This window comes from Psychrobacter sp. ASPA161_9 (assembly GCF_051970275.1).
In the GTDB taxonomy this organism is placed as follows: Bacteria; Pseudomonadota; Gammaproteobacteria; order Pseudomonadales; family Moraxellaceae; genus Psychrobacter.
Genome location: NZ_JBEFNI010000010.1, coordinates 73,724 through 89,608, shown reverse-complemented (window position 1 = coordinate 89,608; position 15,885 = coordinate 73,724). Strand labels below are relative to the sequence as shown.

Annotated in this window: 15 protein-coding genes; 4 read left to right on the top strand and 11 right to left on the bottom strand. The window is 42.5% G+C overall.

The window, feature by feature from the left end; genetic code table 11:
* The first annotated feature begins 252 nt into the window (after window positions 1–252).
* Complete coding sequence (locus ACTQ9S_RS11900) at window positions 253–900, top strand: hypothetical protein (protein ID WP_440455053.1); 648 nt, start codon at window positions 253–255, stop codon at window positions 898–900.
* A 153-nt stretch (window positions 901–1,053) separates the two neighbouring features.
* On the opposite strand, the gene ACTQ9S_RS11895 is transcribed toward ACTQ9S_RS11900, so the two are convergent.
* The 7 genes from ACTQ9S_RS11895 to ACTQ9S_RS11865 form a co-directional block, all read right to left on the bottom strand.
* A complete protein-coding gene (locus tag ACTQ9S_RS11895; RefSeq protein WP_440455052.1) occupies window positions 1,054–1,365 on the bottom strand; it encodes an NGG1p interacting factor NIF3 in 312 nt (103 codons plus the stop codon).
* Window positions 1,366–1,436: 71 nt separating this feature from the next.
* Window positions 1,437–2,072, bottom strand: coding sequence for a DNA-3-methyladenine glycosylase (locus ACTQ9S_RS11890; protein ID WP_440455051.1), 636 nt, complete (start codon window positions 2,070–2,072; stop codon window positions 1,437–1,439).
* 171 nt (window positions 2,073–2,243) lie between these two features.
* Window positions 2,244–2,957, bottom strand: a complete 714-nt coding sequence (purC, locus tag ACTQ9S_RS11885; protein WP_068033906.1) for a phosphoribosylaminoimidazolesuccinocarboxamide synthase — start codon at window positions 2,955–2,957, stop codon at window positions 2,244–2,246.
* Window positions 2,958–3,045: 88 nt separating this feature from the next.
* On the bottom strand, window positions 3,046–3,369 hold the full coding sequence (locus tag ACTQ9S_RS11880; RefSeq protein ID WP_227514092.1) for a hypothetical protein: 324 nt from the start codon (window positions 3,367–3,369) through the stop codon (window positions 3,046–3,048).
* 90 nt (window positions 3,370–3,459) lie between these two features.
* Window positions 3,460–4,365 (bottom strand): 4-hydroxy-tetrahydrodipicolinate synthase, encoded by a 906-nt coding sequence (gene dapA / locus ACTQ9S_RS11875; protein ID WP_440455050.1) that lies wholly within the window; start codon window positions 4,363–4,365, stop codon window positions 3,460–3,462.
* A gap of 267 nt (window positions 4,366–4,632) precedes the next feature.
* Entirely contained in the window at window positions 4,633–5,910 is a 1,278-nt protein-coding gene (locus tag ACTQ9S_RS11870) for a hypothetical protein (protein WP_440455049.1), read from the bottom strand.
* Between the two features lie 144 nt (window positions 5,911–6,054).
* The gene (locus ACTQ9S_RS11865) at window positions 6,055–7,431 is read right to left on the bottom strand and encodes a Do family serine endopeptidase (protein WP_068038856.1); all 1,377 of its coding nucleotides are present in this window, start codon (window positions 7,429–7,431) and stop codon (window positions 6,055–6,057) included.
* Between the two features lie 909 nt (window positions 7,432–8,340).
* Here ACTQ9S_RS11865 and ACTQ9S_RS11860 point away from each other — a divergent pair.
* Window positions 8,341–10,719 carry a cation:proton antiporter domain-containing protein gene (locus ACTQ9S_RS11860; RefSeq protein WP_440455048.1) on the top strand — a complete coding sequence of 793 codons (2,379 nt, stop codon included), beginning with the start codon at window positions 8,341–8,343 and terminating at the stop codon, window positions 10,717–10,719.
* 189 nt (window positions 10,720–10,908) lie between these two features.
* Here the strand turns inward: ACTQ9S_RS11860 and tmk are convergent, their stop codons facing one another.
* Complete coding sequence (gene tmk, locus ACTQ9S_RS11855) at window positions 10,909–11,616, bottom strand: dTMP kinase (RefSeq protein WP_440455047.1); 708 nt, start codon at window positions 11,614–11,616, stop codon at window positions 10,909–10,911.
* Between the two features lie 88 nt (window positions 11,617–11,704).
* Window positions 11,705–12,970: an endolytic transglycosylase MltG gene (mltG, locus tag ACTQ9S_RS11850; protein WP_440455046.1), complete on the bottom strand. Its 1,266-nt coding sequence runs from the start codon at window positions 12,968–12,970 to the stop codon at window positions 11,705–11,707.
* A gap of 170 nt (window positions 12,971–13,140) precedes the next feature.
* Here mltG and ACTQ9S_RS11845 point away from each other — a divergent pair, with 170 nt between their 5' ends.
* Window positions 13,141–13,905: a DpnI domain-containing protein gene (locus tag ACTQ9S_RS11845; protein ID WP_440455045.1), complete on the top strand. Its 765-nt coding sequence runs from the start codon at window positions 13,141–13,143 to the stop codon at window positions 13,903–13,905.
* Here the strand turns inward: ACTQ9S_RS11845 and ACTQ9S_RS11840 are convergent.
* Window positions 13,897–14,463, bottom strand: a complete 567-nt coding sequence (locus ACTQ9S_RS11840; protein ID WP_440455044.1) for a hypothetical protein — start codon at window positions 14,461–14,463, stop codon at window positions 13,897–13,899. The genes ACTQ9S_RS11845 and ACTQ9S_RS11840 overlap by 9 nt on opposite strands.
* 161 nt (window positions 14,464–14,624) lie before the next feature.
* On the opposite strand from ACTQ9S_RS11840, the gene ACTQ9S_RS11835 reads away from it, so the two are divergent.
* Complete coding sequence (locus ACTQ9S_RS11835) at window positions 14,625–14,822, top strand: DpnD/PcfM family protein (RefSeq protein ID WP_440455043.1); 198 nt, start codon at window positions 14,625–14,627, stop codon at window positions 14,820–14,822.
* Window positions 14,823–14,832: 10 nt separating this feature from the next.
* On the opposite strand, the gene ACTQ9S_RS11830 is transcribed toward ACTQ9S_RS11835, so the two are convergent.
* Window positions 14,833–15,885: an aminotransferase class IV gene (locus ACTQ9S_RS11830; RefSeq protein ID WP_440455042.1), complete on the bottom strand. Its 1,053-nt coding sequence runs from the start codon at window positions 15,883–15,885 to the stop codon at window positions 14,833–14,835.

Sequence of the window (15,885 nt, the reverse complement as noted above, 5' to 3'; positions counted from 1 at the left end):
CGGGCGCACACATATCGTTTACACTTTATTAACGCTACCGACATTTGTTATCAAGTTTTGTGGACTACTATGCTTATGTAAGAAATTATTTCAAAGAGCAGAATAACAAATGAATACGAGAGTTTAAGAAGCTATTTCCTTAATCACTCTAATATGTCATACCTATTATAAATCTAGAATAATCTAACAAATGGTAATGATAAAAAAATATTTGCATACTGAGCTTTGATTCACTAGAGGAGTAAATAGATTATGACATTCCTATCTCGATTAACCATGAAAACTGCCGTCTCAGCAGGTTTGGCAGTAACGCTATTAGGCGCAACCGTCGGCTGTACTGTGGCATCAGGTTACGATAATCAACCAGTCTACCGTGATGGTAGTTTCAGTCGTGCTAGCCAGCAATTACGCCAAGAGCTACGTCGCAGCGGTTACGATGTAGTAAATATCAGGTCTGATGACTATCGTGGTCGCCAAATACTTGTTGTCCATGCGAAAAAGAAAAATCAGTTTTACGAATTAAAATACACTTATCCTGACCTTCAGCGTATTAGTTCAGTTAAGAAAGACTGGTCAAACGACTGGCAAGATAACGATGATTATCGTAAAGATAAGAACAAACACAACAAGCAAAACTATGGTAATGGTCAGTACAAAGACAATGGTAAAAAGAAAGGTCACAATGTCGAAGATAGGCTCAAAAACGAATCACGTTATCCAGTTATTCGACAGCGTGCGATCAGAAAGGTCAGTGCGATGGGCTATCGAGTCACAGATATCGAACTCGATGAGAAGAAAAAACGCGGCATCTTTGAGATTGAGGCAACACGTGGCGGACAAGATTATGAGATTGAGCTTAGCTATCCTAACCTAGATGTAATCAAGGTTAAAAAAGACTGATTATTAATGAAATCAGCATTAGCACGAAGTTAAGCTTTTGGCATCGTTAAAGTTTTGGTGCCCTAGGCCAAACAAGCCAGTCTTTGGTTTTGTTTGGCCTTTTTTTCGTCTCTGATATTTAAGCAATTACTGTTGCCTTTGCAAAACTTACCCTCAAAAATCTAAAACCTTGATAACATCGTATGCAGGTGTCTCGTAAGGATGAGCATTTTTTAAGGCATCAATAACCTTGTGAATAATTTCCTCATTTACCACCATCTCAACTCGCCACTCATCAACTTCTTCAAGTTTGTCATGCATACCAATATGAGGCGTACTGCCTGCCAATGGCCTGAACTGCCCCGTTCCCTGTACTTGCCAACAGCACTGCTCATAATTACCGATAGTCCCAGCACCCGCGCTAAATAGTGCAGATTTGACCTGCTCTAAAGCACTGTCTGGAATAAAAACCGTCAATTTATACATACATTGGCCTCATAGTTTTAACTTGATGAAGAAATCACCCAAAAAGAAATCATGCAAAACAATCATACCCTTTACTTTTTTGATAAAGAAGGATGATCCGTCCATACGTAACGCAGTAGCCAGTCTTTCGCATCACCAGCATAATCAATGCCGATACGTCGACGTAGCGATAACGGCGGCTGACAACCATCATCTTCAATCCAGACATTTGATGCAGGACTAATAGTTTTACTATATAAAGTGCGGTCAATTTGCAGACGTTTAGTCAGTTTACCTGGACCAGCAAACTGCTTTGAATGCGTTAATTGTTTGTCAGCGCTAAGATGCTGCTCATCTATCAATTGATCACTACAGTCCGTTAAAAATCCAGCTCTTATTAGTACCGATTCAGGTGACTCTGCAGGCCCACTGATTAAATTAAGCATGTGATGTACGCCATAAGTAAGATAGACATAAAATACCCCACCTTGCTCATACATAATCTCAGTCCGTGACGTACGGGTGCCTGCATGCGAATGGCAGGCAGGATCATCTTCACCAATATAAGCCTCGGTTTCAGAGATACGCATACGCAATGTTTTGACCTCTCCATCACTATCAGTTAACTGTCTACAAAGCACCTTACCCACCAAGTCAGCGGCAACCACACACGTTGGACGAGTAAACCATATTGGCTCTAGCACAGTGGTTGTAATAGCTTTAGACATAGGTATCAATCAGCCTGTTTTAAAAAATAAAATTTATTATATGAATAATAAGGCCTCTTAGTCGTGTATCTTTCTTGGTGGTTCAGTTATTTTTTGCATAAAAAAACTGAACGCAGGGCTCAGTTCTTTATAATTATTTTATCCGTATTCAGCACGAGCTTAATAAGGCATTTAGCTTAATGGCACACCAATACGCTTAGCAACTTCTTCATAAGCTTCAATGACATCACCTAATGACTGACGGAAGCGGTCTTTATCAAGTTTCTTCTTAGTGTTTTTGTCCCAAATACGGCAACCATCTGGCGAAAATTCATCACCTAAGACGATGCGATCATGGTACACACCAAACTCTAATTTAAAGTCCACTAGCATCAAATCGCCAGCTTCAAACAATGCTTTAAGTACATCGTTAACTTGGTAAGTTAGCTTTTGCATTTGCGCCAATTGCTCTTCATTCGCCCAGCCTAACGTCACCGACAATGATTCGTTAACCATTGGATCACCAAGTGCATCATCTTTATAGAATAGCTCAAAAGTAGGTGGCGTAAGTGCTTGACCTTCTTCCAAACCCAGACGACGTACCAGACTACCTGCAGCGAAGTTACGCACGACGCATTCCACTGGAATCATATCGAGACGCTTAACCAATACTTCATTGTCTGACAGCTGCTTTTCAAAATGAGTTTCGATACCAGCTTCTGCTAACTTTTGCATAATAAAAGCGTTAAAGCGGTTATTTACCTCACCTTTACGTGCCAACTGCTCAACTCGCTTACCATCAAAGGCAGAGGTATCATCACGAAAGTGTAAGATTAGAAAATCATTGTCGTCAGTCTCATAGACAGATTTTGCTTTGCCTTTATAGAGCAATTGTTGCTTTTGCATGGTGGAGGGTCCTGTTCATTCAAACTTATATGATAAAAACGCGCAACTACCGCCAAAAGACTGGCGGTATAACTGGGGATCTAAATCTTTAATTAGTAGGTGTTGCAGTCACTGGAACTGCACGCTCAGGCTTTGGTAGTTGATACTGTTTGCCTGATTGGTTCTGTAATTTAAGCGTGTTGGCACCAAGATTTGGTGTTGGGTATAACGGTACAAATGGCGCGGCTTCTTGAGCTACAGGCAGCTCTAGTGGGGCAAGTTTTTTGCTGTCTTGATATTCTAAGCTGCCATTGTCGCGCTTGCCAAGTAGCTCTTTGGTAGCTTGACAGCCACTCAATACTAAAGTGCTGCTTAAAACCAAAGTGAGTATAGCGGTAAGTCGTTTTGGGGTAGTTAATGATGCTTTCATCATATTATCTCTCAGAGTTAGCAATCGACACTCATATGGAGGCGGTGCTGGTAATATTTAGCACCGCATCTATAATCAACTTCTAGCCGATATTTATAGTAAGTTGGCCCGTACTAAAGCGGTATCAATAGTGGCATGGTGTTCTTCAGCCAACCATACTAGCGGCAGACGAATACCAGTATCTATCATACCCATTTTATGTAACGCGTATTTTGCTGGAATAGGACTCGACTCAATAAATAGATCGCGATGCAAGTGCTTAACAATATCGTGTGCCGCATTTGCTGTATCAAAATCACCACGCAGAGCGGCTGTGAAGGTTTCACTCATCAATTTGGGGGCGACATTTGCAGTCACAGAGATATTACCTTTTGCGCCTACTCTCATTAAATCAAGCGCAGTGCCATCATCACCAGATAAGATGACAATTCTATCACCGACAGCTTTAATTAATTGCTCACCGCGACCAACAGAACCAGTTGCATCTTTGATAGCTACAATATTGTCGATATCAGCTAAACGCTCTACGGTTTGTTGTGCGATGTCTACGACCGTACGACCCGGCACATTGTAGAGCATTTGCGGTATGTCAACTGCTTCAGCAATAGCCTTGTAATGCTGGTACAAGCCTTCTTGTGGCGGCTTATTATAATAAGGTGCAACTAACAGCGCACAGTCTGCGCCAGCCTCTTTAGCGTCTTGGGTCAGCTTAATAGCTTCAGTCGTATTATTGGCGCCCGTACCAGCTATGACTGGTACGCGGCCGTTAACATGCTTTACAAAATAGTGAATGACATCACTGTGCTCTTGCATAGATAAGGTAGCAGACTCACCAGTGGTTCCAACCGCAACGAGGCAATGGGTGCCTTGCTCGATCTGCCAGTCTATGAGGTCTGACAGACGTTTATAATCGACCTTGCCGTCAGGGTGCATGGGCGTTACCAAAGCTACCATTGAGCCTTGTAGTCGGGTCTTGATGTCGTCGTATGCTGTACTCATAACTGTGCCTTACTGTATTGTCCTAGCTTTGGTTAAAGCTATTACATGATAGGTCGTGTGCAAGGACTGCTGCCCTGCTTCATTAAATATTAACATCAACTACTAATATAAATGCCCGATAGTGTAGCATATTTTGATTTAATCGCTCACTAACAATTGCGCTTCAATTGGCTATTATTTGTAGAGAACTCAAACTTAACTTTTCTTCTTGGCTCACAATTAAGTCTAGCGCAACTTATCAGCATGGGTAAAACCTTTTGCTTACTCTCAACGAATCGTCAATACGTCGATGGTGGGACGGCGCAGACGAAATGGTGACCCACGTGTACCAATACCACTACTCACGAATACCTGTGCGCTAGCATGTTGATATAAACCGCGTCTATTATCAAAACCAGTATAAGAGACAATAGTGGATTTAATACCAGCCTCGCTACTAGAACGTTGCTGCTGCGATGAGTGACTTAAATTGTCACTCGGTTTTACTGATTTTGCAGCAGCTGCAATCAGTAGTGGTCTTGGCTGCAATGCTTTTGGCAAATCTGTAATACTATCAAAGCGTGAGGCAAGAATAATAACTGGTAACACAGCATTTTCGATTTTAGTACAAAGTTCTGCTTTGTCGGCTACCACAATGACATCACTATTGGCGGTGGTATTTTGAGTAGATTTATCTATCTTAGAAGGTTTGGTTACTGGGTTTTTACAAGACTGTGCATTGTCAACTTGTAAGCTTGCGCCTTTAAGATAATAAGGCGGCATATCCTGCCAACCGCACAACATCGCAATATGAGGTGCAAGATTTGAGCCTTGCGATCGCACACTTTGAGGATTATTTGTAGCGGAACGGGTAGATATCGGCGGCAGGGAGCGGCATTGCTGACCGATATAGGTAATGTCCAGCACATCAAAGGCGCAAGCTAAAGTATCTTCTAATAATGGCTGCCCCTGTTTGGTGGTATTCATCGACTGATAGCGCAAGTCTGAAACACTCATTACCGTATAAATAGGCTTATTGACCCCTTTAAAGAGCATCAGTTGCCCGACTAAATCGGCACCCGGATAATAAAGCCAATCACCAGTAATCAATACCCCATCCGCCGATAACTCGTTGATTGTCGCAACAAGTTTACGTATATGTCGCGGTTTACCACTATATAACCCAATCCGTAAATCTGCCAATACTGCTACGGTCAAGGGCGCTTTTAAACCAATATCAACCGTCTGATGGTGCAGGCGCAAACAATTAGGCTGCACAATAACGGTATAAAAATATAATCCCATCGCTACTATCGCAATCACTACTATCGGTAGTGATAACTGTGCCAGCATTGGCGTCACGTTTTGTGCTCGACCGATCACCAATAGCAGTGCCCAAATCGGCATGGTGTAAGCCGCATAATACAATGCCAACTTTGGCCATATGCGCATAAAGCGCTTGCTAGGATTGGCATTAAAAGTTTGTAACCCTGACCACAGTATCACGTACGCTAACAGTGCTGTTGCGGTAAGCATACTTAGCGTATAAACGGCGTGGTCAATCATGAATACCTAGCTATAATATAGACGTACAAAAATAAGAAACCCTAATACTAACTTATGATAAAAAACCAGCCATTATAAGGGGCGATGTCCACGATAAACAAGCCCCATCAGCTATCATTCGTTACTGTCCTTTCACAACTGACCTTACTCAATACGTAGACCGATAATCGCTGGTATACCCTGACGCATAACTTCAATAGTCACAACGCCCTTGGTTGGTAGTGATGAGATAGCACTAGAAAAATCTGCAGCTTTAGCAATAGGCTTTTGATGTAAGTTGGTGATGACGTCCCCTGCCATGATACCTGAACGCGCCGCCAATCCTGTTGGATCAACCGCGGTGACTAGCACGCCAGTCTTACCATCCGTAGCTAGCTCCGCTTGCTCTTCAGGGGTCAAGTTACGTAAGCGCAAGCCTACACGCACCTCATTATCTTGCTGATCGCGACCTTGCGCTTGGACATCACTTGGCGCATGACTAAGCTTACCCGATACGTTCAGCTGTTTACCATCACGTTGTACTTGCGCACGAAACGTCTCATTAGGTTTGCCACGGTTAATGAGATTTAGGAGATCAGATGCTCGCATTATTTTGATATCGTTATATTGTAAGATAATATCGCCTGTTTTAAGTCCTGCCTTTTGAGCTGGCGAGTCTGGCGATACGCGGGTCAAAAGTGCGCCTTGTGGCCGTGCCAACTTATAAACCTCTGCCAAATTACGATCTATATCCTGCGGATAAATACCTAAGTAAGCACGCGTTACCTCACCGTTAGATTTGAGCTGCTCATAAATATCCATCGCAGCATCTATGGGGATAGAGAACGATAAGCCCATATAGCCGCCTGTACCACTAAAAATTCGTGAGTTAATGCCGATCACTTCACCGCGCTGGTTAAATAATGGCCCGCCTGAGTTACCAGGATTGAGCGCTACATCAGTTTGAATAAAGGGCACACTGGTCTCGCGTGAAAAACTACGGGACTTGGCGCTCACGATTCCGGCAGAGGCCGAATAATCAAAGCCAAATGGAGAACCAATTGCCAATACTGGCTCACCGACTTTTATGATATTAGAATCGCCAATAGGCAAAGCTGGGAATTGACTGCCTGAAACTTTTAGCACAGCTACATCTGAGCGCTCATCACTACCAATCAATGTGGCATCAAGCTCCGTACGATCATTTAGCGTAACGGTAATTTTATCTGCGCCTTCCACTACATGATGATTGGTCAACATATAACCGTTAGATGTCACAAAAAACGCCGTGCCATAAGCATGTTCAATTGCTGGTGTTGCTGCCTGTTCAGGGATACGTATGCGGTCACCAAAGAACTGACGCAATAAGTCAGCGGTTTGGGCTTTAGCCAGCTCTGCTTCACTGACCGTCTTGGTAACGTTGACGCGCGCCACGCCTGGGGTTACTTGCTGGACAAGATCAGAAAAATCAGCAGTAATGACTGCCGCTTGGGCGCTGGAGATAGTCATTGCACTGATAGCCACTGTACCAGCTGTAATCATAACCGTACTTAACGAAGCTGCTAGCAGGCTAGCCTTTAGTTTGCGCTGTATCCTATGAGCAATTAGTTGACTCTTCATATTATTATTCCCCGTTTTTAAAGTTCAATTATTTTGAGTTTCATTTTTTTATGTTTTAGTCATTTATATGATGATGTCAGCTTATTCTCACTAAACTATCAAACACCAATCTGCATTATTATTGAATAAACGTCTACTCACAAAGACTGCTATACATTCACTTAACGCTTAGTACTATCTATAAATCAATACACTTACAGCGTAAGTTATATCCCATTCTCAAGATATCCCTATCTTAGAAAAACTTAGTGACTGTTTTATCGTGTTTATATTATGCAGGATAACATTCGTCATGGCTACGTACCTGCTTCCTTGTATACAGATGAGTATATACAAAAAACACCTTATGAAGTGATGCCGCTTATCGTAAATAAACATTGTCATTAATAGCTTAATATCTCCACACGCGCAGAGCGTTTAACACAAGCAAAATTAAATCATGGTATGATAACAAGCCAAATAATTTAAATAACAGACAAAAGTTTACAATGAAAACCGCTTATTTCTTTGATAAATTTATAGGTTTTACTTTTATTGTTTCGCTCTATTATTGTTTCACTCTATCTGTTTGTGCATTATCAGATGACTTGTATAGGTCTCTGAACGCTTTTTCCTATTATGTTGATTTCTACGACTGTTCTTGCCAATTACCCTATGGTCTGAATACCCTTTATGATGATTAGCGGTAAGTAAAACCGTTATAACCGTTTGCAATAACCATTTGCTATAGCAAAACTTAGGGTCTATTTGACGTTTACAAGTAGCCGCTGTTAGATTGTAAGCACACCCTAATGTATATGCAGTATGACAAGCTTATAAAAGGATTAATTTATGGATACCGCCCTATTGTTATCCGGCGTGGTTGGGATCGGCATTGCCGCCCAATGGTTGGCTTGGTACTTAAAGCAACCGTCCATTTTGTTTTTGTTACTCATCGGCATTATTGTCGGTCCAGTATTGGGTTACTTCGACCCTGATTTGGTTTTAGGCGAGCTTATGTTCCCTATTATCTCTTTGGGTGTAGCAATTATTTTGTTTGAAGGCTCGTTGACCCTAGAGTTCGATGAAATTAAGCAGCACGGTACCGTAGTGCAGATGCTGGTGTCAGTCGGCGTACTAATTACCATTGCTATAGTGGCATTATCGACTTATCTGTTGTTCGATGTCGATCCTCTCATTGCGCTGCTATTTGGGGCGCTAGTCTGTGTGACTGGTCCGACGGTAATTATGCCGCTACTGCGTAGTGTGCGTCCGAATAAGACCATCTCTAATATCCTCAAATGGGAAGGTATCATCATCGATCCTATCGGCGCGATTGCGGTAGTATTGGTGTACGAGTACATTATCTCAGGTGGTGAAGCCAGCAGTATCTTGCTATTCGCCAAAATTGTTGTCTTAGCGACAGCACTCGGTATGGCGGGCGCGTGGGTATTAGCCTTCTTAATGCGCCGTCATATGGTGCCTGAGTTCCTGCGTAACGTCTTCACCCTTGCCTTTGTTTTAGTGCTATTTTCGGTATCGAATCACTTAGAGCACGAATCTGGTCTCTTAACTGTTACGGTACTCGGCGTTGCGCTTGCGAACTGGCCAAAATTCCCACGCGATACGATTTTGGAATTTAACGAGTCGCTGACCGTTTTATTAATCTCTGTATTATTTATTATTCTTGCTGCTCGTGTAGAGCTAGCAAGCTTGATGAGTGTAGGTTTTGCAGGACTTGTATTACTTGCCATCGTTATGTTCATAGCGCGTCCACTATCCGTTTGGGCATCTTCCATTGGCTCTAATCTCAAAACCAATGAAAAGCTGATGATTAGTTGGATTGGCCCACGTGGTATCGTTGCCGCCGCCATCTCTTCCCTATTTGCTATACGTCTGCAAGAGTATGATATTCAAGGTGTTGAGCTGTTAGTACCGCTAGTCTTTATGGTCATTATCGGTACGGTCATGATTCAAGGCTTGGGCGCAAAAATGGTCGGTAACTTATTGGGTGTGCGTGAGCCTGCCACCAATGGTATTTTGGTCGTTGGCTCCAATCCAATAGCATTATTAGTCGCGACTTCTCTGCGAGATCAAGGCTTCGATGTAATCGTTGCGCATAATAACTATACCAACATCGCGGGTGCTCGTATGAGCGGTCTGCGTACTTATTTCGGTAATCCAGTCTCAGATCACGCTGACCACCATCTCGACTTAATCGGTATCGGTCATCTATTTGCCATGAGTACAGATAAAGAGCTAAATACGCTATCAGAGATTCATTACCGTCATGAGTTTGGTGAGCAAAAGATATTCCGTCTTAAATTCAGTGACGAAAAAGTCAAAAATGAGCGTGATACTAAACAGGCAAACTTTCATTCCCAGTGGTTATTTGGCAAAGATGTCACTTATACCAAGCTTGCCAGCATGTTATCTAAAAAAGCGCGTATTAAGATTACCAACATCACCGACAGCTATACTTTTGAGCAATACAAAGCGGACAACAAGCAATACGTCCCGCTATATACGCTTGATAAAGAAGGTAAGCTGAGCGTCATTACGGACAAGTTCGATGGTAATGTGCCACGGGATCGTAAGCTGGTCGCTTTGGTCGTCGATGACGATATACAGCCAAAGCCAGTAGATGTCACTCACAAGCAGGTACAAGCACGTGCCGTTGCTGATGCGCATTTTGAAGCCAACTCAAAAGCGCCTGAAAAGCGTAAAGAAAAAGAGTTGATTGAGGGCATAGATAATGAAGCTGAGCAAGACGGCGCAGCTGAAACGCAAACTAAAGCTGAATTAACTGACCAGAATCAAGATCAGAGTGAGAAATCGGATCAGCCAACTGTTGCACCAGCGGTAGAGTCGTTAACGGATTTGGATAAAGTGACTGCCAAAGAAAATCCTGCTAGCCTTGCATCTAATAGCCTAGAGACTGCTAAACTAGAGCCTACTCGTCCAAAGGCTAAAAGCGCTGAAGTTAAAAATTCTGATGCTAAAAATTCTGAAACTAAAAGCACAGAAGTTAAAAATCCTGAGGCTAAAAAGTCAGAGCATAAAGCATCCAGCTCAGTGGCGACGTTAAAAGCCAATGCCAATGGTAGTGGCAGCGCACCCAAAAACAAGAAAGGGTCGTTGGATCCAAACCGTCTACCTGACACGGATAAAAATACTGCTGATACTGACACCGTTAAAATAGAAGCTAATGACAGTTCAGATAAGCAGTAAAAGCCTCTTGCTTAAAGCTCACTTGATTTTAAAACAATGAAAACCCCAGCCTAATAGCTGGGGTTTTTATATTTATTGGTATAATAAGTGCTCATTAACAGCTATTAATTGCCAACTATTAGAGCGTGTCGAACATTTACCTATCACGAGAATCATAGCATTGAGTCAGGGCATTGAATAACAGCATCGTTAAACCATATTAAACTGAGACTCAACCTCTTCCCATATACGCGCACCAACTTCATCAACAGTACCTGAGGCATCAATACGATGAACACGCTCAGGATGTGCGGCAGCAAGCGCGGTAAACCCTGCATGCACTTGGATAAAAAAATCCATCGCCTGCTGCTCAAAGCGATCAGCCGCACTACGCTTACCTGCACGTGCCATGCCCTCCAACACTGGTAGATCAAGCCATAGCGTCAGCTCAGGCAAGCTTGGGATAAACTGCTCAATGAGCGCATCAACCTTTGCTAATACTGCCCTATCACCCTGCGCACGCCCAAAACCTTGATAAGCAATAGTAGAGTCCGTAAAACGATCGCATATCACCCAAGTACCGCGCTGCAAAGCGGGTAAAATCACTTGCTGCATATGATCGCAGCGAGCCGCAAACAATAGCAACAGTTCAGTGTCATCATTTATGTTGGTTGCCGGGTCTAGCAAGATAGTACGCAAGCGCTCAGCAAACGGACTACCGCCAGGCTCACGTGTGCGCAGACAATCAATACCAGCCTTTTCTAGACGTGTACATAGCTGCTCAATGGCAGTCGTTTTCCCCACGCCTTCGGTACCTTCAAAGCTAATAAAACGCCCTAATTTCTCTACAGTTTCTAAGTCAGACGCTACCTTATCAGTAGCCAGTTGAGTCGATTGCGCATTTACAGGTGCTGACATGGTATGGCCTTGTATTTCAAATATCTTTACTTACTGTGAAATTTCTTCTATGACTATAATTTTACATCAAAGGCTGATTGCTACCAACCTACTCCGGCGGCGTTTGTGATTTCTTTTCACGCATCACATTTAAGTAGTCTCTTACCGCTTGATTATGATCAGCTAAGCTATTGGTGAATTTATGACCACCATTACCCGTTGCTACAAAATATAAGGCTTCGCTATCAGCAGGATGCAATGTGGCTTCGATAGAAGCAGCAGATGGCAGAGCGATAGGCGTTGGTGGCAAGCCATCAATTTGATAAGTGTTGTACGATGTTTTTTCGTCGATATCTTTGCGGCGAATATTGCCCTCATAGCGACTCCCCATACCATAAATAATGGTCGGATCCGTCTGCATGCGCATCCCTTGATTCAACCGATTGGTGAACACCGCAGCCACCAGCTCACGCTCTTCAGGCACACTGGTCTCTTTTTCGATAATGGAGGCCATAATCAGTGCTTCATAAGGCGTTTTATATGGCAAATCTGGTGCACGGTTTTCCCAAGCTAGAGTCAGCGCTTGTTGCTGACGCTTATATAAATCAGTCAGCACCTGCTTATCAGTTGCACCCTCACCATAATAATAGGTATCAGGGGTGAACCAACCTTCAAGGTTGTAGCTAACGATAGGGTCACTACTATTAGTCACCGCGTCAGGCAATATGCCAGCCAAATCCAATGCTTGTGCGATACTGGCATTGTCGCTGTCACTCGTCAGCACCTCCTTGGTAATACCAGGGTTGTCACGTAAGGTCTGATACAAATCGCCCGCTGTTTTACCTTCGATGATTTGTACCTTTACCATCGCTACCTTTGCGCCCTGTTGCAAGATTTGCAATGCTTCTGCTATCGTCGGATTCTCCGGCAGCTGATAGATGCCTGCGTGTAGTGGCGCATCTATTTGCGACTTGATGTAAAACTTGGCAATACTGGCAGAAAACAGCGGTATTTGCTGCTGCCATTGTGGAAGCAAGCCGTAATAAGTGTCACCCTGCTCAATCGTAACCATTTGCTCAGGCTGATCGATACGACCGAACAACGTCTGATAGACCATCACCAATAAAAACGCGGCTATCAAGCCTAAGACTAATAAAATCTGATAGCCACGCTGCATAAAAAACGATTGATTGTCTTTTTTGTACTTGCGCGGGGAATTTTTACCATTGACAAGCGAAATATCTGTCGCGGGTACTTTATTATCTGGTTCAGAGTCTTGAGGTGTCTTAGCAGGATCGTTGATAGTGCCATCTTGCTTATCTGATGGAGTATCATTAGGACGTTCAGGAGGCGTTTCAGGTGTAGGCTTGCTCATGGCAACTCGCGAGGCAGATGTTTGCTAGAATTTAGCACTGAACCGCGTGCTTTTCAATGTTATTTGCTTAGCTTATCAATTAACTTGATGTTTAGGTTAAATTATATGGCTTAATACTCATGCCTTCTATTACTATTTCTACGCCTTCTTATTAATAACGAAAACTTATTATGAATTTACATTTCAATCAAAGTCTTGCTAAAAATTATAACTCTCAAGCTCAAAAAATTCGTGTACTCAGTGAGGCATGGGTGAAAAACAATGGTTACTGTCCGAACTGTAGCACTCAGCCGTTAGCTGAATTTGCTAATGGCAGACCGGTCGCTGATTTTTATTGTTCAAACTGTAACGAGCAATATGAGCTAAAAAGTAAGAAAGCAAAATTAAGCAACGTTATCAATGATGGCGCTTATAAAACTATGATTGAGCGTATCAATAGTGAGGATAATCCAAGCTTTTTCTTTTTGACTTATTCCAAAGAATGCACCGTTAATAATTTTTTAATCATTCCTAAGCATTTTTTTAAGCCGGATATGATTGTAAAACGTAAACCTTTATCAATAACTGCCAAACGTGCAGGTTGGATTGGCTGCAATATCGACTTGCGTAAAGTGCCAGAGTCAGGAAAAGTATTTCTAGTCAAAAACCAACAAGTGATACTGCGCGAAAAAGTCACCCAACAATTTCAAAAAACCTTATTTTTACGTGAACAAACACAACAGACACGTGGTTGGACGTTAGATGTTTGGCAATGTATCGATAAACTTGATAACAATTTTTCTTTGCAGCAGGTTTATGCTTTTACCAATGAGCTCCAGCTCAAACATCCTGACAACAATTACATTCCAGATAAAATCCGCCAGCAATTACAAGTTCTACGCGATAAAGGCATTATTGAGTTTGTAAGCCGTGGGCACTATCGAAAATTATACTAATCGCGCTTCGTTATATCGTTCAGGTCTAGGCTGTCCTTTTTTATCACGATAAACATCAGCAATCAGTTCATCTCTATCATCCCATAGTGGTAAGCGCGCGGTGGCAACTAGGCGCTCATGAAACTTATGCGCTGGATATTCCCAATCAATCTCATCGTTAATTTTAAAGAAATGCTCTTCACGATAATCGATATAAGCATGCATTCTGTTTTTGACGTAACTGTTCCACTGCCATAACAGTTGAATCGCATTGCGCGCTGGTTTGGTAAATGGTTTTAAATTAACCGTTAATGCACACATAACCAGCTCATCGTTAGGAATTACATTGATACGCTGCTCGATAACTTCCTCACGCGTGTGCGCATACTCAAACACACCGCCAAAAGCAATAAGCCTTTTGAAGTCTTGTAAATACATGACACCAAACGCTAATTGAGTATAAGGTGATAAATGCACTATTTCATCAGGTCTGCTTCTTGCTAATTGGCAAATTTCATCAAAAACCATCAAGCGACGAATTTGTAGTGGGATTCTCTTTTCTTCATAAACTGGGCACATCAACGTTTATCCTTTTAACCTTCATTATTTAAAAAGGATCATTGATCGATTTACTTTATTACACAAGTCCACGTAACAAAAGACGATCACTTCTTTTGAGACCTTTTGATAGTCTAGCTGGCATGAATAATTGAAATCGCTTGATAATACTGAGAATAGCTATGATAAAAAGAGAGATAAAAGCCACGAAAACATTTCAGATAGAAATTGTCGAGACCATGAGTAATATAGTAGAAGTTGTGGCTGAAAATGAGCAAGAAGCGCTGTTAAGAGCACAGGAAATGTATCGGAATGAAGAAGTTATTTTGGATTCAGAAGACTATATTGACACTAAATTTAATATTTTTGAATGGGAATAAAAGCCCTTATCTAAAAGCTTAAAACTTCTCCCGACAACAAAGTCAGACTTGTCACTGGCATGACACCACGCAGGGCATTGCAAAAGAATAAACCACGTAAATTTGGCAAATCATCATCATTTAACGCACGCATGATAACTGGCGTCTCAGTCTTAGCGAAAGCGTCAATAATGACTTGGCGCATCACCCCAACGACACCTGATTGATTCAATGGCGGTGTAAACCACTGTCCGGCTAGCGAGTAGCTTGCATCATTATTTACATCGTTATTTGAATAAGAATTTTCACTAGTGGCAAAATTTTCTAGCGATTGCGCATTGTTTGCCAATTGCGAAGCTGACAGTTGATAAAAGACATTACTCATCGTGCCTTCCACCCAACTACCGCTCATATCACGCACCAATCCTTCACCAACGTCTAACCCTTTATCAAAGCCTAATTCTGCCTCAGATTCTAACAATGTAGCTTTTATAAGTTGTAACTCACCGCTAGCAAGCACACTATCAAGTCGGTTAAGGCTTTTGAGACCAGCTAGAGATGGCGGCAAGCAAGCAAGTTGTGCGGTTAAACATACAGCTGATGTCGGGGGTTGTATTAATATACTGCGCCCGTCTGGTAGATAGGTATGCTGAGCCGTATTAATAATCATAGCCGTTGCTTTACACCAGACTTCACAAGGGCTAGCAGCCACATTTGCGACAAAACCATAACCGCGCACAGCTTGTACAGTACGCGTGACGATGACTTTTATCACGCCCTGCTGTAGCTGCTGAGCATTAGCTTGCAAAGTGGCCAGTAGCGAGTCGCTATCGACGGCTAACTGTAATGCATGAGCATGAGAGACAAGTCTTTGGTAATGATAGTCTTGCCACAATATCAAACCGTCAATGACACCTATGGTAGTAAAAAATCCATCTCCATAAGCCAATCCGCGATTGTCTGGCGTTAGCATAGTGCTATCTATAGTCGCGTCCAGTGCATCAGACTGCGGATGTAGACACTGCCATTTAGATACATTGCTATTGAACTGACTGCTATTGGAGCTATTGAAATCAGCTGTCAT

Excerpts from the sequence above, each read along its gene's own strand:
- ACTQ9S_RS11900 (WP_440455053.1), top strand. The coding sequence starts at position 253 with ATGACATTCCTATCTCGATTAACCATGAAAACTGCCGTCTCAGCAGGT.
- ACTQ9S_RS11895 (WP_440455052.1), bottom strand. The coding sequence starts at position 1,365 with ATGTATAAATTGACGGTTTTTATTCCAGACAGTGCTTTAGAGCAGGTC.
- ACTQ9S_RS11890 (WP_440455051.1), bottom strand. The coding sequence starts at position 2,072 with ATGTCTAAAGCTATTACAACCACTGTGCTAGAGCCAATATGGTTTACT.
- purC (WP_068033906.1), bottom strand. The coding sequence starts at position 2,957 with ATGCAAAAGCAACAATTGCTCTATAAAGGCAAAGCAAAATCTGTCTAT.
- ACTQ9S_RS11880 (WP_227514092.1), bottom strand. The coding sequence starts at position 3,369 with ATGATGAAAGCATCATTAACTACCCCAAAACGACTTACCGCTATACTC.
- dapA (WP_440455050.1), bottom strand. The coding sequence starts at position 4,365 with ATGAGTACAGCATACGACGACATCAAGACCCGACTACAAGGCTCAATG.
- ACTQ9S_RS11870 (WP_440455049.1), bottom strand. The coding sequence starts at position 5,910 with ATGATTGACCACGCCGTTTATACGCTAAGTATGCTTACCGCAACAGCA.
- ACTQ9S_RS11865 (WP_068038856.1), bottom strand. The coding sequence starts at position 7,431 with ATGATTACAGCTGGTACAGTGGCTATCAGTGCAATGACTATCTCCAGC.
- ACTQ9S_RS11860 (WP_440455048.1), top strand. The coding sequence starts at position 8,341 with ATGGATACCGCCCTATTGTTATCCGGCGTGGTTGGGATCGGCATTGCC.
- tmk (WP_440455047.1), bottom strand. The coding sequence starts at position 11,616 with ATGTCAGCACCTGTAAATGCGCAATCGACTCAACTGGCTACTGATAAG.
- mltG (WP_440455046.1), bottom strand. The coding sequence starts at position 12,970 with ATGAGCAAGCCTACACCTGAAACGCCTCCTGAACGTCCTAATGATACT.
- ACTQ9S_RS11845 (WP_440455045.1), top strand. The coding sequence starts at position 13,141 with ATGAATTTACATTTCAATCAAAGTCTTGCTAAAAATTATAACTCTCAA.
- ACTQ9S_RS11840 (WP_440455044.1), bottom strand. The coding sequence starts at position 14,463 with ATGTGCCCAGTTTATGAAGAAAAGAGAATCCCACTACAAATTCGTCGC.
- ACTQ9S_RS11835 (WP_440455043.1), top strand. The coding sequence starts at position 14,625 with ATGATAAAAAGAGAGATAAAAGCCACGAAAACATTTCAGATAGAAATT.
- ACTQ9S_RS11830 (WP_440455042.1), bottom strand. The coding sequence starts at position 15,885 with ATGACAGCTGATTTCAATAGCTCCAATAGCAGTCAGTTCAATAGCAAT.